Source organism: Bradyrhizobium sp. SZCCHNR1015 (assembly GCF_032489875.1).
Classification (GTDB): domain Bacteria; phylum Pseudomonadota; class Alphaproteobacteria; order Rhizobiales; family Xanthobacteraceae; genus Bradyrhizobium.
In genome coordinates, this window is the sequence record NZ_JAUEYW010000001.1 from 285,289 (window position 1) to 311,804 (window position 26,516).

The 26,516-nt window shown below is 66.1% G+C and carries 19 protein-coding genes and 1 tRNA gene; 6 read left to right on the forward strand and 14 right to left on the reverse strand.

Annotation, left to right across the window (positions count from 1 at the left end; genetic code table 11):
• Positions 1 to 89: 89 nt before the first annotated feature.
• Positions 90 to 1,976: a TRAP transporter large permease subunit gene (locus tag QX128_RS01245; protein ID WP_316236483.1), complete on the forward strand. Its 1,887-nt coding sequence runs from the start codon at positions 90 to 92 to the stop codon at positions 1,974 to 1,976.
• A 28-nt stretch (positions 1,977 to 2,004) separates the two neighbouring features.
• Complete coding sequence (locus tag QX128_RS01250; RefSeq protein WP_316236484.1) at positions 2,005 to 3,648, forward strand: acyl-CoA synthetase; 1,644 nt, start codon at positions 2,005 to 2,007, stop codon at positions 3,646 to 3,648.
• A gap of 345 nt (positions 3,649 to 3,993) precedes the next feature.
• On the opposite strand, the gene QX128_RS01255 is transcribed toward QX128_RS01250, so the two are convergent.
• The 7 genes from QX128_RS01255 to QX128_RS01285 form a co-directional block, all read right to left on the reverse strand.
• A complete protein-coding gene (locus tag QX128_RS01255) occupies positions 3,994 to 4,635 on the reverse strand; it encodes an antibiotic biosynthesis monooxygenase family protein (protein ID WP_316178739.1) in 642 nt (213 codons plus the stop codon).
• A 176-nt stretch (positions 4,636 to 4,811) separates the two neighbouring features.
• Complete coding sequence (locus QX128_RS01260) at positions 4,812 to 5,609, reverse strand: MBL fold metallo-hydrolase (RefSeq protein WP_316178740.1); 798 nt, start codon at positions 5,607 to 5,609, stop codon at positions 4,812 to 4,814.
• On the reverse strand, positions 5,606 to 6,397 hold the full coding sequence (locus QX128_RS01265; protein ID WP_316178741.1) for a TatD family hydrolase: 792 nt from the start codon (positions 6,395 to 6,397) through the stop codon (positions 5,606 to 5,608). The genes QX128_RS01260 and QX128_RS01265 overlap by 4 nt, the downstream gene beginning before the upstream one ends.
• Positions 6,397 to 8,475 (reverse strand): methionine--tRNA ligase, encoded by a 2,079-nt coding sequence (gene metG / locus QX128_RS01270; protein WP_316178743.1) that lies wholly within the window; start codon positions 8,473 to 8,475, stop codon positions 6,397 to 6,399. Before metG ends, QX128_RS01265 begins: the two co-directional genes overlap by 1 nt.
• Positions 8,476 to 8,544: 69 nt before the next feature.
• Positions 8,545 to 9,585, reverse strand: a complete 1,041-nt coding sequence (locus QX128_RS01275; RefSeq protein WP_316178745.1) for a DNA polymerase III subunit delta' — start codon at positions 9,583 to 9,585, stop codon at positions 8,545 to 8,547.
• Positions 9,582 to 10,262, reverse strand: coding sequence for a dTMP kinase (gene tmk, locus QX128_RS01280; RefSeq protein ID WP_316236485.1), 681 nt, complete (start codon positions 10,260 to 10,262; stop codon positions 9,582 to 9,584). The genes QX128_RS01275 and tmk overlap by 4 nt, the downstream gene beginning before the upstream one ends.
• A gap of 4 nt (positions 10,263 to 10,266) precedes the next feature.
• Positions 10,267 to 11,526 carry a D-alanyl-D-alanine carboxypeptidase family protein gene (locus QX128_RS01285; RefSeq protein ID WP_316178747.1) on the reverse strand — a complete coding sequence of 420 codons (1,260 nt, stop codon included), beginning with the start codon at positions 11,524 to 11,526 and terminating at the stop codon, positions 10,267 to 10,269.
• A 162-nt stretch (positions 11,527 to 11,688) separates the two neighbouring features.
• Here QX128_RS01285 and QX128_RS01290 point away from each other — a divergent pair, with 162 nt between their 5' ends.
• Complete coding sequence (locus QX128_RS01290; protein ID WP_316236486.1) at positions 11,689 to 12,642, forward strand: alpha/beta hydrolase; 954 nt, start codon at positions 11,689 to 11,691, stop codon at positions 12,640 to 12,642.
• On the opposite strand, the gene QX128_RS01295 is transcribed toward QX128_RS01290, so the two are convergent.
• The 4 genes from QX128_RS01295 to QX128_RS01310 form a co-directional block, all read right to left on the reverse strand.
• The gene (locus QX128_RS01295; RefSeq protein ID WP_316236487.1) at positions 12,639 to 13,154 is read right to left on the reverse strand and encodes a GNAT family N-acetyltransferase; all 516 of its coding nucleotides are present in this window, start codon (positions 13,152 to 13,154) and stop codon (positions 12,639 to 12,641) included. The two genes, QX128_RS01290 and QX128_RS01295, sit on opposite strands and share 4 nt — an antisense overlap.
• A gap of 16 nt (positions 13,155 to 13,170) precedes the next feature.
• Positions 13,171 to 13,719 carry a phage tail protein gene (locus QX128_RS01300; RefSeq protein WP_316236488.1) on the reverse strand — a complete coding sequence of 183 codons (549 nt, stop codon included), beginning with the start codon at positions 13,717 to 13,719 and terminating at the stop codon, positions 13,171 to 13,173.
• 49 nt (positions 13,720 to 13,768) lie between these two features.
• On the reverse strand, positions 13,769 to 14,296 hold the full coding sequence (locus tag QX128_RS01305) for a phage tail protein (RefSeq protein WP_316236489.1): 528 nt from the start codon (positions 14,294 to 14,296) through the stop codon (positions 13,769 to 13,771).
• 91 nt (positions 14,297 to 14,387) lie between these two features.
• Positions 14,388 to 14,930: a phage tail protein gene (locus tag QX128_RS01310; RefSeq protein WP_316236490.1), complete on the reverse strand. Its 543-nt coding sequence runs from the start codon at positions 14,928 to 14,930 to the stop codon at positions 14,388 to 14,390.
• A 491-nt stretch (positions 14,931 to 15,421) separates the two neighbouring features.
• Here QX128_RS01310 and QX128_RS01315 point away from each other — a divergent pair, with 491 nt between their 5' ends.
• Positions 15,422 to 20,086, forward strand: a complete 4,665-nt coding sequence (locus QX128_RS01315; RefSeq protein WP_316236491.1) for a putative Ig domain-containing protein — start codon at positions 15,422 to 15,424, stop codon at positions 20,084 to 20,086.
• Positions 20,087 to 20,249: 163 nt separating this feature from the next.
• Here the strand turns inward: QX128_RS01315 and QX128_RS01320 are convergent, their stop codons facing one another.
• On the reverse strand, positions 20,250 to 21,164 hold the full coding sequence (locus QX128_RS01320) for a septal ring lytic transglycosylase RlpA family protein (RefSeq protein ID WP_315799985.1): 915 nt from the start codon (positions 21,162 to 21,164) through the stop codon (positions 20,250 to 20,252).
• Positions 21,165 to 22,090: 926 nt separating this feature from the next.
• On the opposite strand from QX128_RS01320, the gene QX128_RS01325 reads away from it, so the two are divergent.
• Positions 22,091 to 22,180 (forward strand) — tRNA-Ser (locus tag QX128_RS01325).
• Positions 22,181 to 22,325: 145 nt separating this feature from the next.
• Here the strand turns inward: QX128_RS01325 and QX128_RS01330 are convergent.
• Complete coding sequence (locus QX128_RS01330) at positions 22,326 to 23,600, reverse strand: hypothetical protein (RefSeq protein WP_316236492.1); 1,275 nt, start codon at positions 23,598 to 23,600, stop codon at positions 22,326 to 22,328.
• A 429-nt stretch (positions 23,601 to 24,029) separates the two neighbouring features.
• On the reverse strand, positions 24,030 to 24,674 hold the full coding sequence (locus tag QX128_RS01335) for a Spy/CpxP family protein refolding chaperone (RefSeq protein ID WP_316236703.1): 645 nt from the start codon (positions 24,672 to 24,674) through the stop codon (positions 24,030 to 24,032).
• A 477-nt stretch (positions 24,675 to 25,151) separates the two neighbouring features.
• Between QX128_RS01335 and QX128_RS01340 the strand changes: the two genes are divergently transcribed.
• Positions 25,152 to 26,492: an ABC transporter substrate-binding protein gene (locus QX128_RS01340; protein ID WP_315799987.1), complete on the forward strand. Its 1,341-nt coding sequence runs from the start codon at positions 25,152 to 25,154 to the stop codon at positions 26,490 to 26,492.
• Positions 26,493 to 26,516: the final 24 nt, after the last annotated feature.

Sequence of the window (26,516 nt, forward strand, 5' to 3'; positions counted from 1 at the left end):
CCGAGCATGATCCGGAAAAGTGGAGACCCGGTTTTCCGAAAAGATCATGCTCAAAACAAGAATGGCGTAGGGCGCGTTCGGGTGACGTCATGGCGCATGCCGAGTTCACGGAAATTGCGATCAGCGAGGTGATCATTGAGACCCCTCGCCGCCGGTCCTGGCTCGACGGCCTGGAGGCCCTGCTCGGCCTCCTCGTCGAGATCCCCGCCGCGCTGCTCGTCGTGGCCGAGATCGTCATCCTGTTCGCGGGCGTCGTGGCGCGCTACGTCCTGCACCAGCCGCTGATCTGGTCGGACGAGCTGGCCTCGATCCTGTTCCTGTGGCTCGCAATGCTCGGCGCCGCGGTGGCGTTCCGCCGCGGCGAGCACATGCGGATGACGGCAATGGTGGCGCGCGCCAGCCCCGGCTTGCGCGCCTATCTCGATCTGGTCGCGACGAGCGCGGCGCTGGCGTTCCTGGTCATGATCGCCTGGCCGTCCTGGGAGTACGCCTACGAGGAAAGCTTCATCACCACGCCGGCGCTGCAGATCGAAAATATCTGGCGCGCCGCCGCACTGCCGGTCGGCGTCGGACTGATGGCGCTGTTCGCCCTCATCCGTCTCGCCCGCACGGCCAGCGTCAGGACGATGCTGCTGGCCGTCGTCTCCGTCGTAGCCATCATCGCGCTGTTCTGGGTGGCGCAGCCGCTGCTGAAGCCGCTCGGCAACATCAACCTCGTGATCTTCTTCGTCGGCGTGGTCGGCTTGTGCGTCTTCGCCGGCGTGCCGATCGCGTTCGCTTTCGGGCTCGCGATCTTCGGCTATCTGGCGCTGACGACGCGCACGCCGCTGATGGTGCTGGTCGGGCGTATGGACGAGGGCATGAGCCACCTCATCCTGCTGTCGGTGCCGCTGTTCGTCTTTCTCGGATTGCTGATCGAGATGACCGGCATGGCCCGCGCCATGGTCGCGTTCCTGGCAAGCCTCTTGGGGCACGTCCGCGGCGGGCTGCATTACGTGCTGGTCGGCGCGATGTACCTGGTCTCGGGCATTTCCGGCGCCAAGGCCGCCGATATGGCCGCGGTCGCGCCCGTGCTGTTTCCGGAGATGAAGGCGCGCGGCGCCAGGCCCGGCGATCTCGTCGCCCTGCTTGCCGCCACCGGCGCGCAAACCGAGACCATTCCGCCGAGCCTGGTGCTGATCACCATCGGCTCCGTCACCGGTGTGTCGATTGCGGCGCTGTTCACCGGCGGCCTGCTGCCGGGCGTGGTGCTGGCGATCACGCTGTGCACGCTGGTGTGGTGGCGCTACCGCAACGAGGACATGAGCGGCGTCCGCCGCGCCACCGGAGCCGAGATCGGCAAGGCCTTCATCGTCTCGCTCCCTGCCCTGGCCCTGCCCTTCGTGATCCGCGCGGCCGTCGTCGAGGGCGTCGCGACCGCGACGGAGGTCTCGACCATCGGCATCGTCTATGGCGTGCTGGCGGGCCTCCTGGTCTATCGCCGCTTCGACTGGCGCCGGCTGATGCCGATGCTGATCGAGACGGCGGCGCTGTCCGGCGCCATCCTGCTGATCATCGGCACCGCCACCGGCATGGCCTGGGGCCTGACGCAGTCCGGCTTCTCGCGCGCGCTGGCGGCCGCGATGACCGGGCTGCCGGGCGGCCCGGCGACGTTCATCGCGGTCTCGATCGTCGCCTTCACGATCCTCGGCAGCGTGCTCGAGGGCATTCCGGCAATCGTGCTGTTCGGGCCGCTGCTGTTTCCGATCGCGCGTGCCGTCGGCGTGCACGAGGTGCATTATGCCATGGTGATCATCCTGGCGATGGGAATTGGCCTGTTCGCGCCGCCGTTCGGGGTGGGATATTATGCCGCCTGCGCGATCGGCCGGGTCGATCCCGCCGAGGGCATCCGTCCGATCTGGGGCTACCTGCTGGCGCTTGTCATCGGCCTCGTCATCGTTGCGATTTTTCCATGGATTTCGATCGGGTTCCTGTAAACTCTTCAGATCGCAAGGGAGGGTGGTGATGAGCACGAACCAGTACAAGCTCGGCCTCGACAAGACCCCGGCCAATTACGTCCCCCTGACCCCGCTCAGCTTCCTGGCGCGCAGCGCGGCCGTCTATCCGGACCACGTCAGCACGGTCTATGAAGGCCGCAGCTTCACCTGGCGCCAGACCTATGAGCGCTGCCGGCGCTTCGCGTCCTATCTCGCGGGACGCGGCATCGGCACCGGCGACACCGTGGCGGCGATGCTGCCGAACATCCCGGCGATGAACGAGGCGCATTTCGCCGTGCCGATGGCCGGCGCCGTGCTCAATACCCTCAACATCCGCCTCGATGCATCCTCGATCGCGTTTCAGCTCGATCACGGCCAGGCCAGGATCATCCTGGTCGATCCCGAATTCTCTGCCGTGATCAGCGAGGCGCTGAAGCTGATGAGCGGCGCCAAGCCGTTCGTGATCGACGTCGATGACGCCTCCTATGCCGGCGGCAGCCGCATCGGCGAGATCGAGTACGAAGCCGCGGTCGCATCCGGTGATCCGAGTTTCGAGCCGCGCCGTCCCACTGATGAGTGGGACGCGATCGCGATGAGCTACACGTCGGGCACGACCGGCAACCCCAAGGGCGTCGTCACCCATCACCGCGGCGCCTATCTCAACGCCGTCAGCAACATTCTCGCCGGCGGGCTCGGACAGCATCCGGTCTATCTGTGGACCCTGCCGATGTTCCACTGCAACGGCTGGTGCTTCCCCTGGACCATGGCAGCCGCGGCCGGCGTCAATGTCTGCCTGCGCAAGGTGGAGCCGACCAAGATTTTCGAGCTGATCAAGGCCCACGGCGTCACCCACATGTGCGGCGCGCCGATCGTCTACAACGTGCTGATCAACGCGCCCGACGCGCCCAAGGGCAGGCGCGACAAGCCGGTGGTCGGCCTGATCGCCGGCGCGGCGCCGCCGGTCGCCGTGCTCGAAGGCGCCGAGAGCATCGGCATCAAGCTGACGCATGTCTACGGCCTCACCGAGGTCTACGGCCCCGCCTCCGTCTGCGCCGAGCAGCCCGGCTGGGACGACCTGCCGGCGCCGGAGCGCGCGCGGTTGAAGCGCCGCCAGGGCGTGCCGTATCCCCTCCAGGAAGCGGTCACCGTGCTCGACCCGGAGACGATGCAGGAGGTGCCGCGCGACGGCGAGACCATCGGCGAGGTCATGTTCCGCGGCAACATCGTGATGAAGGGCTATCTCAAGAACGAGAAGGCGACGCAGGAAGCCTTCGCCGGCGGTTGGTTCCATACCGGCGACCTCGGCGTGCTCGACGAGCACGGCTACGTCATCATCAAGGACCGCTCCAAGGACATCATCATCTCCGGCGGCGAGAACATCTCCTCGGTCGAGGTCGAGGACATCCTCTACAAGCACCCCGCCGTTTTGTTTGCCGCCGTCGTCGCCAAGCCCGATCCGAAATGGGGCGAGGTGCCCTGCGCCTTCATCGAGCTCAAGGACGGTGCTGAAGCCACCGAAGCCGAGATCATCGCCTATTGTCGCAGCCACATGTCCGGCTTCAAGACGCCGAAGGTCGTCGTGTTCGGCCCGATCCCGAAGACCTCGACCGGCAAGATCCAGAAGTTTTTGCTGCGCAACGAGGTCAACTCGGCCAAGGCGATCTCCGCGTAGGTGCCTCTGAGTAGGGCGGGTTAGCCGCAGGCGTAACCCGCCGCACCAGTGCTGGAGGCTATGGCGGATTACGCTGCGCTAATCCGCCCTACGCGCGGCCAATGAACTGATGAGCTGCATCGACACGCGCGGTGCACCCTCTCCCCTTGTGGGAGAGGGCGGTTTCGATGCAAAGCATCGAAACCGGGTGAGGGGTTGCCACGAACTCAGAGCGGAATGTGCGGCACGAACCCCTCACCCGAGTGAGGACGTAGTCAGCACCTTTGAGCCCTCTCCCACAAGGGGCGAGGGCGCATTCATGAGCACCGCGATGACGATGGTCTTTCCTCGCTCGGGCGTCGAAGGTCAGTTTGCCGCCGCGTCGCCCCTGCTCTTCTCCGGATAATACTGCGGCGCTTCGCGGCGATCGTACATGCCGTAGTCTCTGCTGACTTCGACGACGCGGATGTTGTCGGCGCCGGGGTCGGCGAGCAGGCGCACACTCAGCGCCACGCCGGTCGCCTCGTCCGGCAAGTCGATCAGATGCGCGAAGCGGCCCTTGCGATAGACGCTGGAGAAGGTCGCGACCGGCAGATCCGTCGCGATGCTCAGCTGCGGCGCAGCCGTCTCCACCGCCAGCACATAGGTCGGCGCACGCCGTTTCGGATCGTTGTACGTCCCCCGCCGCTCCGGCTGCCAAGCCGCCTGCCCCGGCCTGATCTCGTGCACCAGCTCGGCGACGCGCAGGCGATAGTCGGAGAACACCTTGTCGCGGCCGAGCGTCTGGATGTCGTGGTGATGGGCGTGCACGCGCCAGGCGGTCATGGCGCCCTCGTCCTGCCAGATCTGGTAGGACAGGATCAGGTTATCGCGCGACAGGCTCCTGAAGCGGTCGAGGAACAGGCAGCCGCCAAGGGCGTCGAGCTCGGGCCGCAGCGCGGCAGCGAGCTGCAGATACTGGTCGAGATGGCCGGGCTTGACCTCGACCTCGAAGAACAGCGACAGCATGGTAGCGTCTCCATGTATTCGGCCGCAGGCTGCTACAGCTTCGTGGCCCTTGCGGTCGCCCGCCCCTGCCCGTCATTGCGAGCGAAGCGAAGCGATCCAGAGTCATCGCTATAACTCTGGATTGCTTCGTCGCCTTCGGCTCCTCGCAATGACGGCCTTAGCCGGCCAACGAACAATCAGCCGACCTCCAGCCGCATGCCATCATACGCCGGCACCACACCGGCCGGCAGGCTCTGGCGCAGCACCTCGTAGTCGAGATCGGCGGTCATGTTGGTGATGACGGCGCGTCGGGGCTTGAAGCGCTCGATCCAGGCCAGCGCGTCGTTGACCGAGAAATGGCTCGGGTGTGACGCCGGGCGCAGGCCGTCGACAATCCAGAGGTCGAGATCCTCCAGTGCGCCCCAGCTCTCCTCTGGGATGTCGTTGAGGTCAGGCGTGTAGGCGGCATTGCCGATGCGGTAGCCGAGCGCGGGGATGTTGCCGTGCTGGACGAGGAACGCGGTCAGCCTCAGCTCGCCGCCCTTGCCTTCCACCGCCTGGGTCTCGCCGGCCTCGATCGCGTGCTGGGTCAGGATCGGCGGATAGTCGCTTCCCGGTGGCGAGATGAAGCAATAGGAGAACCGGTGCATGATGTCCTTGGCGGTCGACTGGTTCAAATAGACCGGAATCCGCCGCCGCTGATGCATGACCACCGAGCGCAGGTCGTCGATGCCGTGGGTCTGGTCGGCGTGCTCATGCGTCAGGAACACCGCGTCGATGTGGTCGACATTGGTATCGATCAGTTGTTCGCGTAGATCCGGCGAGGTGTCGATCACGACGCGCGTCACGCCGTGCGCGGCGCGGCGCTCCACCAGCAGCGAGCAGCGCCGGCGACGGTTCTTCGGGTTGTTCGGATCGCAGGCGCCCCACCCCAGCGCCGGGCGCGGCACGCCGGCCGAGGAGCCGCAGCCGAGAATGGTGAGCGTCAGCGTCATGCAGCCTCCCTTGGCCGCGGCACCTTCGAGAACAGCTTGAAGAAGGTCTCGGTGGTCTGCTGCGAGAATTCCTCGAGCGAGACGCCGCGGGTCTCCGCCAGAACCTTCGCGGTCTCGACGACATAGGCCGGCTCGTTGCGCTTGCCCCGGAACTTGCCGGGCGCGAGATATGGCGCGTCGGTCTCGACCATGATGCGGTCGGCCGGCACCTCGGCGGCGAGCGCGCGCAAGGCCTCGGACTTCTTGAAGGTCACGATGCCCGTGAACGAGATGTGCAGTCCGAGATCGATCGCCTTCATCGCCAGCTCGCGTCCGCCGGTGTAGCAATGCAGCACGGCGTTGAAAGGTCCGCGCGCCATCTCCTCCTCGAGGATGCGGCCGCACTGAGCGTCGGCCTCGCGGGTGTGGATGACGAGCGGCAGGCCGGTGTCGCGGGCGGCCGCGATATGCGCGCGGAACCCGCGCTCCTGGGCATCCTTCGAGCCGTGATCGTAGAAATTGTCGAGCCCGGCCTCGCCGAGCGCGACGACCTTGGGATGGCGAGTCAGCGCAATCAGCTCCGCGGCCGGAATGCCGTCCTCCTCGTCCGCGTTGTGCGGATGGGTGCCGACCGAGCAGAACACGTTCTCGAACCGCTCGGCGATCGCGAGCAACTCGGGCAAGCGCCGCACCCGCGTCGAGATCGTCACCATCCGGTCGACGCCCGCGGCGGCGGCGCGCGCGACGATGCCATCCAGATCCTCGGCGAAATCCGGAAAGTCGAGATGGCAATGGCTGTCGACCAGCATCACGCGGCCGTCGGCTCGATGTAGCGCGGGAACACCGCCTGTGGCGCTGGCAGCTGCGTGCCCGCAGCAATCCGGAGCTCTCCGCCAAGCCGCGCGAACGTTCGCTCGTCCTCGGGAATGCCGAGGCTGTCGAGCAGCTTTGCCGACGCGGCCGGCATCACCGGCTGGGTCAGGATCGCGACCTGACGGATCACCTCGGCGGTGACGTAGAGCACGGTGTGCTGGCGCGCCGGATCGGTCTTGGCCAGCGCCCAGGGCGCCTCGCCCGCGAAATAGCGGTTGGCCTCGGCCACGACCGACCACACGGCGTTGAGCCATTGGTGGATCTGCTGCGTCGCCATGGCTTTGCGCGCCGCGCCGATCATCGCGTCGGCCTCGGCCAGAATCGCCTTGTCATTGGCCGAGAACTCGCCGGGCTCCGGCAGCACGCCGCCGAGCTGTTTCGAGATCATCGACAGCGAGCGCTGTGCGAGATTGCCGAGGTCGTTGGCGAGATCGGCGTTGATGCGCGCGACGATCGCCTCGTGATTGTAGTTACCGTCCTGGCCGAATGGCACCTCGCGCAGGAAGAAGTAGCGGAGCTGGTCGACGCCATACTGGTCGGCGAGATTGAACGGATCGACGACGTTGCCGACCGACTTCGACATCTTCTCGCCCCTGTTGAACAGGAAGCCGTGGGCATAGACCCGCTTCGGCACAGGGACGCCGGCCGACAGCAGGAACGCCGGCCAGTACACCGCATGGAAGCGGATGATGTCCTTGCCGATGACGTGGACGTCGGCCGGCCAATACTTCCAGTTCGGATCCCTCTCGTCGGGAAAGCCGACGCCGGTGATGTAGTTGGTGAGCGCGTCGACCCAGACATACATCACGTGCTCGTCGTCGTGGGGCACGCGGACGCCCCAGTCGAACGTGGTGCGCGAGATCGAGAGGTCCTTCAGACCGCCCTTGACGAAGCTGATGATCTCGTTGCGCCGCGCATCCGGCCCGATGAAATCCGGCTGGCTCTCATAGAGCGCGAGCAGCCTGTCCTGATAGGCCGACAGGCGGAAGAAATAGCTCTTCTCCTCGACCCACTCCACCGGCGTGCCCTGCGGTCCGCGGCGGACATTGTCCTCGCCGACGACGGTCTCGTCCTCGGCGTAATAGGCCTCGTCGCGCACCGAGTACCACCCCGCATAGGTGTCGGCGTAGATGTCGCCGTTCTCGCGCATGCGAGTCCAGATCGCCTGCACCGAGTTGTGATGCGCGGGCTCGGTGGTGCGGATGAAGCGGTCGAACGAGACGTTCAGCCGCTCGTCCATCTCGCGGAAGCGGCCGGCATTGCGGGTCGCGAGCTCCGACGGCGTCAGGCCCTCGTTCTGCGCGGTCTGCACCATCTTCAGGCCGTGCTCGTCGGTGCCGGTGAGGAAGAAGACGTCCTTGCCGTCGAGCCGCGCAAAGCGTGCGATGGCGTCGGTCGCGATCGCCTCATAGGCGTGGCCGATATGTGGGTTGCCGTTGGGATAGGCGATCGCCGTCGTGACGTAGAAGGTGTTCTTGTCGACCGGAGGTGCGGCGACCTGCGCTACGATCTCGTCGATTTCGACGACGACAGCGGCCTCGACCTTCGGCTTGCGCGGCGCCTTCGGCTTGGCGGCGCGCGGCGGCTTCGGGGCTTCAACGATGGCCGGCGCGACCTTCTTCGGTGCGGCCGGCTGTTTCGGAGCGGCGGGCTTCCTCGCTGCCGCAGGCTTTTTCGTTGCTGCCGCAGGCTTGGCGGCGGTCTTCTTGGCCGGCGGTGTGGCGGGCTTTGCCACGGCCTTCCTGGCTGGCGCCTTCACAGCTTTCTTGACCGCTTTCTTGGCGGCGCTCTTCGAAGCTTTCTTGGCCGCGGTCGCCGCCGGAGCTTTGCTCTTGGCTTTCGCGGGGGCCGTCTTGGATGTGGCGGTCTTTTTCTTGGCGTCCTTGTCCTTCGCCGCCTTCGCCTTGGCCGCGCTGACCTTGCCCTTCGCGGGCGCGTTGCGGGCAGCCTTCTTCGCGCCGCTCTTGCTCGCGGGCTTGCCCTTTTTCACGGTTGTCTTGCTGGCCTTGGCCACGGCAGATTCCTCTTTGACGACGTCGGTCGACGGATTGATCCTGATGATCCCGGGATGATGGTCGCGCGGTTACCGCGTGGCTTCGGCAAGCATCCCGAACACCGAGAAAACCAGCGGTTTTCGTTCCAGATTATAGGATTCGGTGTCGCGCGCGGCGCGGACGATCTTTTCCCATACCTCCGCCAGCCGTGCAAGGCGCGGCAGTTCCGCGTTGGCATCGCCAGCGCGCAGCCGCTCCGCCACCCAGCGCTCGATGCTGTCGAGGAAGCTCGCCAGCGCGACGCGGTCGCTGGTGCCGAGCGCATCACCCAGGGCATGCAGCTCGCCGGCGTCGATTCGCGGCAGGCTCGCGAGCAGCGCCGCGGTCCGGGTCTGCAGCTGCAGCCCGTCGCCGCCCAGCAGCATCAGGGTGCGCGCGACGCTGCCCTCGGAGGCCCTGGCCGCCTCGCGCAGCGCCGGCTCGGCTCCGTTCATGCCGGTGGCCTCGGCCGCGGCGCTGATGACGTCGTCGGTCGCCAAGGCCCGCAGCGCCAGCCGGCGGCAGCGCGATTTGATGGTGGCCAGCACCCGCGCCGGCGCGTGGCTGACCAGCAGGAACAGCGACTGCTGCGGCGGCTCCTCGAGGATCTTCAGCAGCGCGTTGGCGGCGTTGGGATTGAGCTCGTCGACGGTGTCGACGATGCAGACCCGCCAGCCCTCGACCGCCGCCGTCGAGCCGAAGAACGAGATCGTCTCGCGGGTTTCGTCCACGGTGATGACGGTGCGCAGCACGCCCTTGTCGTTGGCCGAGCGCTCCAAGGTGAGCAGCCCGCCATGGGCCTCGGAGGCGATCAGCCGGGCCACGTGATCATCCGGGTCCACGTACAGCGAGCCGGCGGTACGTACCGCGTCCGACGCAGGATCACGGTGGGTCAGCACGAAGCGCGCCATGCGGTAGGCCAAGGTGGCCTTGCCGATGCCTTGCGGGCCGCCGATCAGCCAGGCATGCGCCATCCGGCCGCTGCGATAGGCTGACAGCAGCGCGGCCTCGGCCTCGCGATGGCCGAACAAGGCGCTGGTCTCGCGGGGATGGCGGACCGCGATCTCCGGCTCGACCTTGCGTGCGCTCATGAGGCGGCCGCCACTTCCGCGAACAGCCGCTCGCGCACGGCGTCCCAAACGAGTTGCGAGACCGTATCCGCGCTCGCCGTGGCGTCGACCAGCACGCAGCGCCGGGGATCCTCGGCGGCGATCTTGTGAAAGGCTTCGCGCAGCCCCTTGTGGAACTTGATGTCCTCGCCTTCGAACCGGTCCGGCGCGCCGCTGCCGCGCCGCGCCGCGGCTCGCTGCAGGCCGACCTCGACGGGCACGTCGAGGATCAGCGTCAGGTCCGGCTTGAGGTCGCCGATCGTGACCCGCTGCATCGCATTGAGCACATCAGGCGCGACCTTGCCCTGGCTGCCCTGGTAGGCCCGGGTCGAATCGAAGAAGCGATCGCACAACACCCAGCTTCCCTGGTTCAGCGCCGGGAGAATCACGTTGCGCACATGGTCGTCGCGTGCGGCGGCGAACAGCAGCGTCTCGGCCTCCGGCCCCAGCAGCTTGCCCATGCCCGACAGCACGAGGTGGCGCATGATCTCCGCGCCCGGCGATCCCCCGGGCTCGCGGGTCAGGACGACGCGCACACCCTCCTTCTGCAGACGGTCCGCCAACATCTTGATCTGCGTGGATTTTCCGGCGCCCTCGCCACCCTCGAAGGTGACGAATCGGCCGCGGCCCGGACCACGTTTCAAAGCTGAATCCGCCATGTCTCTAGAGCTTCTCGGCCCCGGCGCGGAACATCCCGATCACGAGCTCGCTGACCCCATCGATCGCACGCCGCATCGTGGATCCCCTGCCCACCGCCTCCGCAGCATAGACAGGGGCCTCCATGGCGATATTGGGGCCGCGCCAGACCCTGACAACCCCGACCTTCTGCCCGGGCTCGATGGGAGCCCTGACCGGGCCACTGTAGATGATGCGGGCGATCAGCTTGTCGCCGCCGTTCTTCTGCACCATGACCTTGACCGGCACCGGGCTCGACAGCTTGACCGAGCGGCTCTCGCCGCCGAACACCTTGGCGTAGCCGATCGGCTGCTCCGCCGCGAACAGGGTGCGGGTCTCGAAATTGCGGAAGCCCCATTCCAGCATCTTCTTGGCCTCGGTGGCGCGGTCCTCGGAATCCTCCAGGCCATTGACGACCACGATCAGTCGGGTGCCGTTCTGCACAGCCGAGCCGACCATGCCGTAGCCGCCTTCCTTGGTGTAGCCGGTCTTGAGGCCGTCGGCGCCTTCCATAGCGTTCAGCAGCGGATTGCGGTTCTGCTGCCGGATCTTGTTCCAGGTGAATTCCTTCTCGCCGAAGATCTTATAGAACTCCGGGAAATCCAGGATGATGTGTCGGGCGAGCATGGCGAGCTCGCGCACCGTCATCTTGTTGCCGGGATCCGGCAGCCCGTTGGAATTGGCGAAGGTCGATCTGGTGAGGCCGAGCTCGCGCGCCCGCTTGGTCATGTAGTCGGCGGCGAAGATCTTCTCGTTGCCGGCCATGCCCTCGGCGAGCGCAATGCAGGCGTCGTTGCCGCTCTGGATGATCGCGCCGTGCAGGAGGTCGCTCACCGACACCTTGCTGTTGAGCGCGGCGAACATCGTCGAGGTGCCGGAGGGCGCCCCGCCCCGGCGCCAGGCGTTCTCGCTGATGCGGTATTCGTCGTTGAGCTTGATCGTGCCGTCCTTGACCGCGTTGAAGACCACCTCGGCGGTCATCAGCTTCATCATGCTGGAAGGCGCCCGCAGCTCGTCCGCATTCTTCTCGAACAGCACGCTGCCGCTGTTGGCCTCCACCAGGATCGCGGTCGGCGCATCGCCGTCGAAGCCGCCATCCTCCTTGCGCGCGCCCTGGACGCTCTGGTTGGCGGCGTAGAGCACGCCGCTCCAGCCGACGGCGAACGCCGCGGCCAAGGCGATGAGCGCACGCGTCACCCGTCCGGACGTGAAACCGGAGCGACGCGGCGGTAAGGTCATGACATTCATCGGCTAAGCTCTGGAGCGCACTGAGATTCTAGCAGTTGCGGGGGGTGCAAACAACTCGGCAGTCCGCGGATCCGTCCGCTGTCCCGGGATTTGCACGGCTCATCGCGCGGTGCAATACGTCCAGGGCCGGCAATCACAAGTCGAGCAACCAAGGGGGAAACGGTGTCATCGACGCGGACCATCAAGGCCAACGGAATCGAGCTGTTCGTGCGCGAACAGGGCGAAGGCCCGCTTGTCGTGCTGTGCCACGGCTGGCCCGAACTGTCCTATTCGTGGCGGCACCAGATCGTGGCGCTGGCGGAGGCCGGCTATCGGGTGGTCGCGCCCGACATGCGCGGGTTCGGCCGCTCGCAGGCGCCAGCAGACATCGCCGCCTACTCGATCTTCGACACCGTCGGCGACATGGTGGCACTGGTCGAGGCGCTCGGCGAGGACACCGCCGTCATCATCGGCCACGACTTGGGCGCGCCGGTGGCCTGGCATGCGGCGCTGTTCCGGCCGGACCTGTTCACGGCCGTCGCCGGACTGAGCGTGCCGCCGCCGCTTCGCGGCCGCGGCCGGCCGCTCGACACGCTCCGCGCCGGCGGCATCGAGAACTTCTACTGGCAGTATTTTCAGACGCCGGGCGTCGCCGAGGCCGAGCTCGAGCGTGACGTCGCGCTGACGATGCGCACGATGCTGGCGCGTGGCTTCTCCGACCCGCAGTCGCTGTTCGTCGCGCCGGACAAGGGCTTCCTCGGTGCGGCGAACCCCGCCCTGCCTCTGCCGGCGTGGCTGAGCGAAGCAGACCTCGCCGAGTTCATCGCAGCCTATCGCACCTCCGGCTTTCGCGGCGGCCTCAATTGGTACCGCAACATCGACCGCAGCTGGGAGCTGACCGCGCCGTGGCAGGACGCCCAGATCCGCCAGCCGTCACTGTTCATCGCGGGCAGCGCGGACGCGGTGGTGACGGGGCTGATCGGCGCCAAGCGCGTTCAGGACATGGCGCGCGTGCTGCAGGATCTCCGGCGCAAGCTGATCATCGACGGCGCCGGCCACTGGATCCAGCAGGAATGCGCCGCCGAGGTGAACGCGGCGCTGATCGCGTTCCTGCGCGAGGTGGCTCCGACTCGTTAGCGCGCGAGCGGCAGCTCCATCATGCGATGCGACGCTGTCGCGTTGTCCGCCACGTCGCGGAAGCCCAGTCGGACGTAGAACCTTATCGCGTCGTCATTCGTGGTTGCGACCGCGAGCGAAAGCACCGCGGCGCCCTGCTCCCGTGCGGCGGTGGCGACCGCCTGCATGATCTCGCGCCCGACACCCGCGTTGCGCGCGCCAGGCAGCAGCGCGAGATCCACCACGTGCCATCGCGACGCCGCGCGGTCGAGCAGCAGCCGCCCGACCGGCGCGGCGTCGCGGAGAATGATCAGCGACTGCGCCGCCGGACACTGCGCCGCATGGCTTGCGAGCTGGGCGCGATACTGCTGCGCCAGCACGAGATCGAGCATCGCCGGCGGCAGACCGGCCGCGGCGAGCTGCGCACCTTTGACGAAACCAAAGAGGTCACGCAGGAACGGCTCGTCGGCGGCCTCGGCCGGCCGCAGCCGCAAGCGAACGTCCGGTGAGACGACGTCGATCCCGAGCGTCACTCCGAGCCTGCTCGGCTCAGGAGTTGTTGAATGACGGGAAGATGCCCGCATAGCAGATGCACCAGATCAGCGCCTGGGTCGGCTGCATGTTGTCGTGCGGAATGCTCTGCCCGTTCGGTGTGACCGCATTGACCGCCAGCGTCGTATTGCCCGGCGGCGCAAGGAACCCGTTGAAGCTGGGATCGATCGCCACGATGCCCACGCCCGTCCCCGGCCCTGGCGTGGCATTCGCGGCCGCCTTGCTGCCGAGCTGCAGCGTGTGGGCATGCGCGGGCATCTCGGCCGTGGTCAGAAAGGCGGTGCTGGTCCCCATCGCCTCACCGATGACGCGCGGCTGCAGACCGGGGCCGTCGCCCTGCCCGTTGGTGATCGCGCCGCTCAGATTCGGCAGGGCGAAATTGGTGGTGCCGTTGCCGCCGTAATAGGTGCCGATCAGCGCGAACAACGGCGTATACCGCTGGATCGGAAGCAACTGGCCGAAGCACGGCAGCCACGCGCTGTTGAAGCCTTCGGCTGCAAAGGTGAACGGAAAGGCCTGGATTTCGCCGACGAAGGGGTCTGACACGACGTCTCTCCTGAGGAATGCGCAATAGAGCCGATCGAACGCGAAGGCGTCAGCCCGGCGACGGGAAGATGCCGTTGATGCAGATGCAGTAATTGCCGACGACGGTCGGCATGATGTTGTTGTGAGCGACGCCCTGCCCCGACGGCCCGACGCAGGCCGCCATCACTTCGTAGGTCCCGGCGTCAGCACTGGGCGCGTAGAGATTGCCCGCTGTCGCGGTTCCCAGGAGGGTACTGGTCCCCGGCTGTGCCGTGTCGGCGACGGTGGTCGACGCCAACAAAGCGTGGCTGTGCGTGGGCATCTCGGTCGTGATCAAGGTGTGCTCGTCCTCACCGTCCAGTTGCCCCAGCACATAGGATGCGCCGCCGGGCGGCGTGCCCTGCCCGATCGGAACGCGGCCGCGCAGGTCCGGCAGATTGAAGGTCTGGACCCCGTCGCCACCAAACGTCGTCCCGATGACCGCATAGAGCGCATCATAGTTGGCGATGGACAATGCGCTTCCGTCGCAGGCCAGCCAGCCATCCGGTATGCGCGGAAAGCCGAACAGCCTGATCTCGCCGAGAAACGGGTCTGACATCCCGACATCCTTTCAAGTGCGGTGGGCGCCGCGAAGCGGGCGCGATGCGGCGGATTGCGACGATGGTGAGAAACGTGAGCGCCGAGCCGTCTCAGTTGCGCGAAGGGTAAACCCCATTCAGGGCGATCAGATAATTGATCACCAGATAGGGCTGCATGTTGTTGTGGGGCTGCCCGCCGCCGATATCGACGATGTTGGTGCTGAGCGACAGCGGCACCGCGTTCGTCCCAGCGGTGGTGAAGATCAGCTTGGGATTGTCTGGCGGGAGCTTGTTGGTCGCGAACACGTTGTTGGTCGCCGACGCTCCACGCCCAGTACCATCGTTGCTGGACGCCTGGATCTGGTGATTATGGGTCGGCATCTGCGCCGTCGTGAGCGTCACCGTGGTCTCGCCGCTGACCGTGCCAGCGGGAAACTGGCCGCTGCCGCCGGTCGAGCCGAGGATAGCCCGTCCGCGAAGATCAGGCAGTGCGAACGTCGTGACACCATTGCCGCCGTAATAGGTGCCGAGCAGGGAGAACAATGCCTGATTCGTCTGGATCGCCAACAGCGCACCGTTGCAGAACGCCCACCCCCTCGGTGGCTGGCTTCCAGCAAATGGCATGATTTGCCCGAGCACAGGCGTAAGCGGCATGCGTTGCCTCCAAATGATTTTGTGCAATTCAACGAAAAAAGAAAGCGTGTCACGACGAAACGCGGACAACCGACGCGTCCAGTATTCATCATGTGCAATTCGAAAGTGTCATGCATCCAACGGGAACAGTCAAGCATGAACCCGCAGGGGATGTGGGGCGTTTCGCGAGACCTGCCCCGAATCAGCACGCGGAGAGGTCGCAGTGTTGCGGGCGCGCAACTGGCCTCAAGAAAGGCCACGCGAATGCAGCGGTTCCGTGTATCACTGGCTTGCGGCACAGGGGAAACAAAGCTTAATCAACGGTAAGTTTTCGGTAATCTTTATTGCAGTCGCAAAATATTTGGGACCGCGGCCGGGGTCGACCCGCGGTCTCGGGGAAGCGCAGGGGCAAGGTGCACCTTTTCTCGGTCATGATTGGCGCGTGGAAGACGTCGTTCCAGCGATTTCTGACTCGCTGGTCGTCGGCCGTCAGCAACGTAAGAACGTTGGCGGTGACGACCTTTGTCGTTCTCGCGGCCATGGGCGCGTCGATCTCATCGGCGCAGGCGGTCTGCGATCTGACCGTCAATTCGACCACCGGGGCCACGATCACATTCAATTCCGTGTCACAGGTCTATCACCTGTGTCTCACCGTGGTTGGCACTCCCAACACCGGAGACGATGCCGTTGTCTACGGCTTGTACTCCGTATCCGGCACGAATGCGAACACCCAGCTGCCCATCGCCGGCACGAGCTCGAGTGCCTATTCCGACTACAGCCCGACCACGAGCAAGGCCAATTACACCCTGCATCCAAGCAGTGGAAACGACAATGGGCAGAGTGCGAATACCGGTCAGGCTCAGATCAACATCACTCTGAACAGCCTGACGGGCGGCGGTCAGGATACGATCACGCTGTTTTATGCGTCAGACTGTAGCGACTTTCTCGTAACCTGCTCAGGCTCCGGAACGGCGCTCACCTCTTGGACCATTACGGTCAACCTGCCCGGCCCCACCGCGACACAGTCCATCGCGTCGAAAGCGCTGACCGTCAACACCGCGACGACCTCGTTCACGCCGGTCACCGGCTCCGGCGGCACCGCGCCGCTCGGCTATGGCATCGCGCCGTCGCTGCCGACCGGTCTTTCGTTCAACACGTCCACGGGTGCGATCACCGGCACGCCCACGATCACCAGCACCGCGACCACCTATACGGTCACCGTCACCGATGCCAACAGCGCCACCGCCAGCAACACGTTCAGCCTGACGGTCAACGGCGCGGTCACGGCGACGCAGGCGGTCGCCTCGAAGACGTTGACGCAGAACCACGCGACGACCTCGTTCACGCCGGTCACCGGCGGCGGCGGCACGACGCCCTACACCTATAGCATCTCGCCGTCGCTTCCCTCCGGTCTCTCGCTCAATACGTCGACCGGCGCGATCACGGGCACGCCGACGGCCACGAGCGGATCGACGACGTACACGGTCACCGTCACGGACGCGAACAGCGCGACGGCCTCGAACACGTTCAGTCTCGCCGTCAATGCGGCCGTGACCGCGACCCAGTCGGTCGCATCGAAGATATTGACGCAGAATGCGGCGGCGACCTCCTTCACGCCCGTGACCGGCGGCAACGGCACCCCGCCGCTCACCTACGGCGTGTCGCCGGCGCTGCCCTCGGGCCTCACGCTCGACACCAACACCGGCGCGATCACTGGCACGCCGACCGTGAGCAGCGGTGCAACCACCTATACGGTCACCGTCACCGACGCCAACAGCGCCACGGCCAGCAATACCTTCAGCCTCACGGTGAACACCGCCGTCACCGCGACGCAGTCGGTGAGCTCGGCCACCGTCACCGTGAACACGGCCATCACGCCATTCACACCGGTCACCGGCGGCGGCGGCACGACGCCGCGGACCTATGCGATCGCGCCGACCTTGCCGACCGGTCTCAGCTTCAACACCAGCACCGGCCAGGTCAGCGGCACGCCGACCGTGACCAGCAGCACGACCACCTACACGGTGACCGTGACGGATGCCAACAACGGTACCGCCAGCAACACCTTCCAATTGACCGTCAACGGTCCGGTGAGCGCGACCCAGGCCATTGCGTCCAAGGCGCTGACACAGAATACAGCAGCGACCTCGTTCACGCCGGTCACCGGATCGGGCGGCACGCCGCCGCTCTCCTACTCCGTTGCACCCGCGCTGCCGACGGGCCTGACGCTCAACACCTCGACCGGCGCGATCACGGGCACGCCGACGGCGACCAGCGGCGCCACGACCTACACGGTCACGGTGACGGATGCCAACAGTGCCACGGCCAGCAACACGTTCAGCCTGACGGTGAACAGCGCGGTGACCGCAACGCAGGCCATCGCCTCTCGGACGTTTACCGCCAACCAGGCGATCACCGCCTTCACGCCGGTCACCGGCGGCGGCGGCACGGGCGCATTGTCTTATTCAATCTCGCCGAGTCTGCCCGCCGGGCTGAGCATCAACACTTCCACCGGCGCGATCTCGGGCACGCCCTCGACCAGCGCGGCGACGGCGACCTACACCGTGACCGTCACCGACACCAACAACGGGACCGCGACCAACACCTTCAGCCTGACCGTCAACGGCGCCGTCAGCGCGACGCAGTCGATTCCGGCGAAGTCCCTGACCGTCAATGTCGCCGCGACATCCTTCACCCCGGTGACCGGGGGCGGCGGCACCTCGCCGCTGAGCTACGGCATCGCACCGGCGCTGCCCGCCGGCCTCAGCTTCAACACCTCGACGGGTGCCATCACGGGCACACCGACCGCGATCAGCACCGCCGCCACCTATACGGTCACGGTGAGCGACGCCAACAGCGCCAGCGCCAGCAACACGTTCAGCCTCACGATCAATGGCGCGGTGACCGCGACGCAGGCCATCGCGTCCAAAGGCCTGACCGTGAATACACCGGTGGCGTCCTTCACGCCGGTGACCGGCGCCGGGGGCACGTCGCCGCTGAGCTATGGCATCGCGCCGGCGCTGCCCGCGGGTCTCACCTTCAATACGTCCTCGGGCGCGATCACCGGCACGCCGACCGCGACCAGCGGCGCCACGACCTATACGGTCACGGTGACCGACGCCAACAGTGCCACGGCGACCAATACGTTCAGCCTGGCGGTCAACGGCGCCGTCAGCGCGACGCAGGCGATCGCCGCGACGACGCTGACCGCGAACCACGCCGTCACGCCGTTCACGCCGGTCACGGGCGGCGGCGGCACCGCGCCGCTCGCCTATTCCGTCGCGCCGACGCTCCCGGCCGGACTGTCTCTCAATACGGCCAACGGCAGCATTTCCGGAACGCCCACGGTGACCATTGCGGCGACGACCTTCACCGTGACCGTGACCGACGCCGCCAACGCGACCGCAAGCAACACATTCAGCCTGACCATCAATGGTGCGGTGACGGCGTCGACGGCCGTGCCGTCCAGCTCGCTGCCGATCAACCAGGCTGTGACGCCATTCACGCCTGTGACGGGCTCGGGTGGTACGGGCGCGCTGGTCTTTGCCGTTTCGCCGGCCCTGCCGGCCGGCCTCAGCTTCAACACGACCAATGGCCAGATCACCGGCACGCCGACGGCGCCGGCGGCAATGACCACGTATACCGTGACCGTGACCGACACCAACAGTGCCTCGGCCAATGCCACCTTCAATCTGTCGGTAGGCCAGCTGGTCACGACGGTCGCGCTGACCTCGTCGCAGAATCCGAGCCAGTTCGGCCAGCCCGTGACGTTCACGGCCACCGTTTCAGCGTCGGGCGGCACGCCGACCGGCACGGTCACCTTCAACGACAACGGCTCGCCGATCGGCACGGTGACACTGGCTGGAGGCGTCGCGACCTTCGCCACCTCGACGCTCGCCGTCGGCAGCCACACGGTCACCGCAAGCTATGCCGGCAGCGCGCTGTTTACCGCGAGCACATCGCCTGCCCTCGCCCAGACCGTCAACGTGCCCGTCGACAGTGTGCGGCTGCGCTCGCTGCAGCAGACGGTCAGCAAGCTGGTGGCACAGAATTCCGGCCAGGCGATCTCCGGCGCGATCGATGACGCCATCGCCGACGGGTTCAATGATGGCGGTTCGTTCCTGACGCCGGGCAATGCGCGCATGCGCTTCAATTTCTCGGCCGATCCGCGCGATCAGGACGAGCCGGCGCCGACCTCGGACCGTGCTGCGGCCGGCGGCAGCGACGCCTATTCCTCCATGCTGCCCGGTGCGTCGCAGCCGCGCGGCCGCAGCCGCGGGCGAATCGATGATGCCTTCGCGGCCATCGACCGGGGCGACAAGAAGCAGGCCGCGCCAAGATGGCACGAGCAGAAGGAATGGCTGCTGTGGGCTGATGTCCGCGGCACCGGTGTCGATCGCTTCGGCACGACCAACAATGGCGGCATCACCCAGGCCAACCAGGTCTCGCTGTACGGCCAGCAGCTCAACGCGATGATGGGGCTGACCTACCGGGCGACGCCGAGCTTCCTGGTCGGCGTGCTCGGCGGCTACGAGACATTCAGCTACACCCAGCAGGAGATCAACGGAAAGCTGAAGGGCGACGGCTGGACCACCGGCGCCTATCTCGGCTGGAAGATCGTCCCCACCCTGCGCTTCGACGCCGCCGTCGCCTATTCCGGCATCGGCTATGACGGCAGCGCGGGGACGGCCCAGGGCAATTTCAGCGGTCAGCGCTGGATGCTGTCGACCGGCCTGACCGGCAGCTACAAATTGGCCGGCGTGGTGCTCGAGCCCTCGACCAAGGTCTATGCGCTGTGGGAGCATCAGAACGCCTACACCGACTCGCTGGGCACGCGGCAGGGGACGAATGATTTCGCCAGCGGCCGCGCCTCCGGCGGCCTGCGTGCCGCCTACCCTGTCGCCTGGCTCGACAGCGGCGTTCTGCTGACGCCGTTCCTCGGCATGTATGGCGACTACTACTTCAACAAGGAGGACGCCAACACGCTCGCCGCCGGCGCGCTCGCCTCGACGCCGCTGCTGCTGCAGGGCTGGTCGGCCCGGTTCACCGGCGGGCTCGGCATCCAGACGGAGGGTGGTGCCGGCGTCGGCCTCGGTGCCGAGTATGGCGGGATCGGCGGCAACACCCGGGTCTGGACCTTCTCGGCCAGGGCGCGCGTGCCATTCACCGCCCGATAGGCCCCTCCCGGCAGGACTTTTCCCAACAGGACTTTTCCCAACAGGACTTTTCGCAACAGGTCTTTTCGCAAAAGGTCTTGGCGGCTCGGTCGAATCGAAACCGCCCCGGCGAGGGACGGCTGGTTCGACGTGCGAGATCGTATTCCGTGAGCGTATTGCGTGATCAGTACAGACCGCGGCCGCCGAGGATCTCGCGGGCCTCATCCGCGCCGTCGTATGCGCTGGTCGGCGTCACGTAACGGCCGGCCTGATCGTAGGACACGGCACGCGGATTATCGAGGCTGCGTCCGCGGCTCCGGCTGGAAGCCGACATCTCCGACGTCGCCGCGACCGACGCCAGGTCGGCGGAGGTGTTGCCGAGCGTGTAGGGACGCCCCTCGGGCAGCGGGACTTCGCCGCGAATCGGACGACCTGCGCCGATCTCGGGAACGAACGGCTTGGCGGAGGCGACACGGACCAGGGACGGCGCCGGCGCCGGGATGCCGGTGCGCAGGGTCGCCATCAGCTGGGTATCGTCGGACCCTTCGAGAGGCGCACGGCCGACATATTCGACGCGGACGCGGGCGATGCCGCTGCCCTTGAACTCGAGCAGATCGGCGGCCTTGTTGGAGACGTCGATCAGCCGGTTGCCGTGGTACGGGCCGCGATCGTTGATGCGGACGATGAGCGATTTGCCGTTGGCAAGATTGGTGACGCGGGCATAGCTCGGCAGCGGCAGGGTCGGATGGGCGGCCGTCAGCGACGTCATGTCGAAGACCTCGCCATTGGCGGTCAGCCGGCCGTGAAAATCATCGCCATACCAGGAGGCCAAGCCCTCGGCGCGGTAGTTGGTGTCCTCTTCGGGAACATAGGTCTTTCCGGCCACGGTATAGGGCTTGCCGACGCGGTAGACGCCGCCGCCCTTCGGCACCGGCTCGCCGAATCCGACGACGCGCGGGCTCGACGATACACCGTATTTCGGATCGACCTTGCTGGCGAACTTGTTGGACGAGGCGCAGTTCGCGACCATCAGGCAGGCGAGGACGGCAACGGCACTGCGCACCGCTCTCTCGACCGGATCTGTTTGACCAATCCCCATCGACCCCAATTACCAATGAGCCGGTCGCAGCCGAGCCATCCCATCAGGCCCCCGCGTCCCGGCTTGTCCCCGAGTCGCATCCCCGCAACTCAATACACAAGGATAACGCAACCCGAACACGGCGGAAATGGGGTGGGCCCCGCCGTGGTTAACCGGAGCTTTCCAGCGGTTGTGACGCGGACCATGGCCGCCCAGGCGTGCACTCCGCTGCGCCACTGTGTTGCGAGTGCACCTTTTGGGACACATATGTTGCGTGAAATCCTCACCTGGGAGTGTTCTCATTTCGCGGGACCTGAATCATTTTGACTGTGCGGGGCTGCACGTCGTTTGCTTCACGTGGGGCGCAACAGGGTGTGTTCGCTATGATCGAAGCAATGACGGCAGTGATGGGCTTGGTTGGCGCCGGGATCTTCCTTGCTCATGCGTTTGAAGGGGTCCGCTCGCGGGCCTGATTCCGGACGGATCGGACAGCCGACGCCATGGTCGGCTCTCGTCCGTTTCAATGTTTGCGTCCGCTTTAATAACGACACTTCAGGAGCATCCCTGAAGCCGGAAGTTTCGACCAGAAGATCATCCAGACCGTTCGTCGCCCGGCCCTTGGTTTTCTCCGGCCGGTGTGAGATCGGACCGGTAGCGCAGCCGCAGCAGGTGGCCCATGCGACACCAAGATCTACGACATCAAGCGTTGCGACATCAGGACTTGCTCTCGGGCAGCTTTCTCGCCCTGGCAGCGCTGAGCACCGCAGTCTTGTGCTCCGGCCTGATGGCCTTTGCGCTCAGGTGAGCGTGGGCTTTGAGCTGAGGCCGTCCTGGCAGGCGTGAATGCGCCGTTGACGAGCCGCAAGCCCGCACCCTAAACAAGGATCGCGTCGATCCCGCGCCGCCGTGGCGTGGACGTCGCCGACGTCCAGGACACGACGCCGGATGGAAGGGTGGCCGAGTGGTTTAAGGCACCGGTCTTGAAAACCGGCGTGCCCGCAAGGGTACCGTGGGTTCGAATCCCACCCCTTCCGCCATTCCCGTATTTGCTGGCAGCAAACTGCAGGCAGCCGGATTCGCCCGGTGATGCACTGTTCCATACTGGCAGACGCGAGAGGCTGAGAAATCCGGCCGCTGAGGCGTTGAGCCTGCCCGCAGGGTCGCGCGCGCCCCCCCCCCCGATCAGTGGCTGACGTGCGCGCCGTTGATCGCTCGCGGCGCACCGTGAACGTCGGCAGCTTCCGGCGGCACGCCGACCCGCTCCATCAGTTCGCGAACGTCGCGGATGCGGCTGTCGAGAAGGCCGTGCACCTCGGTCAGCGTCCAGCGCAGCTCATCCACCGCGCCAGGTGCTGCGTCGGGAAAATGCGAGAGATGATAGATCATCTCGTTGAGCACCTGCCGCAGCCCGTACAGGTCGTCGTGGGCGAGCTTCTGGACGTCGAGCTGGCCGAGCAGCCGCTGCACGAAGCTGCGGCGATCGGGCGGCACATGGCGCAGATCGACGAACCGGTTGACGTGGAAGGCGCGCGGCGCCTCGGCGCTGCCGGCCGCGTGCGCCAATGCAAGGCGCACGCTGTCCGCGTTGAGGTCCTCGGTATCGACGGAGAGCGTGTTCGGGAACAGGCTCTTGTGCCGTTCGATCAAGGCGTGGGTCTTGTCGTAGTACCAGCCGAACTTGTCGGCCAGCGACAGATCCATCCATTGCTGCTTCGACATCTCTCCGAAGTGGAAAGCGGTCGGACGCTTGCGCTGCGCGGCCGGCGAGTCGGCGTAGTAGAGGTGGTTCTGCGGCGACAGCGCCGCATTCTCAACCAGGCTTGCGATGCACGCCGCCCGGTCGCGCCGGCGCAGATGCACCAGCGTGACCTGGTCGCCGAGGAGCTCGGCGATGATCGGCAGCACGGCCGCATAACCGTTGCCGACGACGCAGGCATGGGGGCAATCGAGGATCGTCTGACGAATCTGATCCGCGAAGCTGGGATCGTTGGTTTCCTTGAGCTGGCAGAACAGCTCGTTGAGCTCGCTCGACGCCCATTCGTGCACGGCCCTGTCGCCGTTGCCCTGGTTGTCGAACACCTCCTGCATCATCCGCGCGAGCGACGTCGTGCCGTCCCGGCCGGTGCCGACGCACAGCACCCGCAGCGCGGAAGGCGGAGAATTCCTCAAGGCCACGTCACGGCGATTGCCGGAGGGGCGCGTCGCTCCATTGTCCGAGACCACGGCCGGACGCTGGCGCGTCAGCCGGCGAAGCTCCGCGGATGCCGCCTCCCACTCCAGCCTGTAGCCGTCGCGCTCATCGCGCAGGCGGCCCATGATCACGCCCCTCTCTTCGGTGATGCGCCTGTACCGCTCGGACTCATCCTTCGCGGCGATCAACTCCGCTTGCAGCGCATCGACGAAGCGTTTCACATCCTCATCGAGGCGGCTTTCGGTGCTGGCGGTGCCAATCCCCAACCGGCCCTCGATCCATCGGCGCAGTCGCACTCTCGACAACAATCATCCTCCAAGACATCGAGCCGAACGGCCTGCTGATCGTCTGCCGTGCGATCGCTGCTGCGAATCAGCACGCCTGCGAAGACCGCCTTGCCGGCTCCGGCTCTCTACGTAATACAATTGCAATGTACATCAAAATGCGTCGCAGTTCGGTTGCAGAAGCAGCGCTGGTGGACCGGGACGTTGCGCGAGCACCCCGCTCGTGCTCGATAAATGTGCACGCCGCTGGAGCCTGCTTTCTCCCGGTCAGGCCGTCAACGCGACCAATCGTCATTCTTGGGGTATTAAAATACCGTAGCGCGGTGCGGCCGCGGTGATCATGCGTCACGGCATGCCGCAGGCGCGGCTGCTGCCAACGGACACAGCCGCGGCGACGCCAACTCCGTCGAGCTAGTCCAGTCCGCGCTCGCGACTGAGCCGCACCATCTCGTCGATGAAGATCTGCTTCTGCCTGTCGTCGAGGCTGGTGAAGAGCGGCTCCGACGCGTCGGCCACGGCGCGCTGGTCGGCGGCGCGGTCGACCAGGAACTGAGCCTCGTTGCGCATCTGCTCGACGATGTCATCCGGCGGGTCGCGCTTCGACCGCGCGATGCGCAGATCGAGCCTGTCAGCGCCGCTGCGGCCGAGCGCGTGCATCGCATTGGCGAACGGACCCCAGTTCTTCGCCTGCTCTTCCGTCAGGTTCAGCCCGGTCTTCAGCCGCTCGACATTGCTGTCGCTGTTGGCGACGATCTGTTCGGCCGTGAGTTGCGGGGCGCCTGGCTGCGTCAGCATCGGCGTCGCCTTGGCGACCTTGCTCGTCTTCGCCGGCTTGGAAGGCTTCGCCTTCCTGGCCTCGGCCGGCGGTGCCGCGGGCTGCGCACTCTGCTGGTCGTTGTTGCCGGTGAACGCCCCGGTCACGCCGGTGACCACGCCGACGACACCGCCGATCGCGCCACCGAGCACACCGCCGACCGGGCCTGCCGCCTTGTTGCCTTCGCGCGCGCCCTGCTCGACGCCCTTGAACAGGCCCTGCGCGGCAGGCTGACGCGGCAGGCCCACGAGGTCGACGAGGCCCACTGACACTCCTATTGCGATGCATCCGAAAGACCGGCGCCAGATGCCGGCGGGGCTCGTCACCATCAGTTCATGCTCCGTGCAACACGTCCGACCGTCTCGCGACTTGCCGGTCGTGACGGCCATGATTCCAACGAATTCTATCGTTGCCGCACCGCGCAAGTCCATCTGTCGCACGCAGTGCGATGCATCCAACGCGTCCAGCTACATCGATTCCTGTTCTGCCGTGACGCGCTTTGCGCTGCAGCGCTCATCGTTGCGATGCAATCAGTTGCGAGACCTGCGACGATTGTGCCCGCCATTAGTTCTAGGATTCGCCCCACCTGCTTTCTCGACAGCCGCTCGCAATTCTGCTCTGATTGCACCCAAGCGAAATCCATGCGTCGCATGACGCGACGCAACAACTAACAAATCGGATTCGCACCCAAACGCTTGGCTCACCAGGGAGGGAACGCCATGTCACGGAGGAAGCTGAACCGCCGACAATTCGTTGCTGCGACCGCTGCCACCTCGGCGGTCATGATTGCCGCGCCCTATGTGCGCGGCGCCTACGCCGCCGGCAAGCTCTCGATGGGATTCTGGGACCATTGGGTTCCCGGCGCCAATCAGGCTTCGACCGATCTCGTCAACGAATGGGCTGCCAAGGAGAAGGTCGAGGTCCAGATCGACTACATCACCAGCCAGGGCAAGAAGCTCGAGCTCACCATCGCTGCCGAGGCGGCGGCCGGTTCGGGCCACGACATTCTCGCCCATCCCACCTGGTGGCCGCAGGCCTATGCCAATCAGCTCGAGCCCGTCAACGACATCATGGAGCCGATCGTCAAGGAGAATGGCTCCGTCAACGGCACCGTCAAATATCTCGGCCAGGCTGGCGGCAAATGGCTCGCGGTGCCGGCCTGCGTCGGCAGCCAGATCAAGGGCCCTTGCACCCGCATCGATCTGATGAAGAAGCACGCAGGGATCGACGTGCAGGAGTTGTATCCCGCCGGCAGCCCGCCGAAGGCCGACAGTTGGACCACCGAGACGTTCCTGAAGGCGGCGGAGGCATGTCACAAGGCCGGCGTGCCGTTCGGCATCGGTCTCGGCGAGACGACCGACAGCGTCGATTCCGCCGGCGCTTTCTTCCAGGCGTTCGGCGCCGATCTCGTCAACGCCAAGGGGGACGTGACGGTCAAGACCGATGAAGTCCGTCAGGCGCTGGAGTTCTACAAGCGGCTGATTGCCGTGCTGCCGCCCGACGTCGCGGCGTGGGACGACGCGTCCAACAACAAATGGCTGGTGTCCGGCAAGGGCGCGATGATCATGAATCCGCCGAGCGCCTGGGCGGTCGCCAAGCGCGATGCGCCGCAGGTCGCCGAGCAATGCTGGACGCACGGGTTCCCGGCGGGCCCGAAGGGACGCTTCGCACCCTTCCTGCCGTACTTCTGGGGTATCTGGGCGTTCTCGAAGAACAAGGAAGCGGCCAAGAGCCTGATCGTCCACCTCTCGAAACCGTCTTCGATCGAAAAGATGGTGGTGGCCAGCGGCGGCTACGACCTGCCGGCCTACGAGAAGCTGACGACGCTGAAGGTGTGGGCCGAGGCGGCGCCGCCGAAGGGGACGCTGTTTCACTATCCCAACCCCTATAATCACCAGACGCTGTCGATCGCAGCCTCCCCTGCTCCGCCCAAGATCGCGCAGCAGATCTATGCACAGGCGACGATGACCAAGATGTGCCTGCGCTACGCCCAGGGCGAGAAGATGGAATCGACCCTCGCCTGGGCCGAAGGCGAGTGCGAAGGCTTCATGCGCAGCTGAGGCATGCTCGAAGCAACGCAGGCG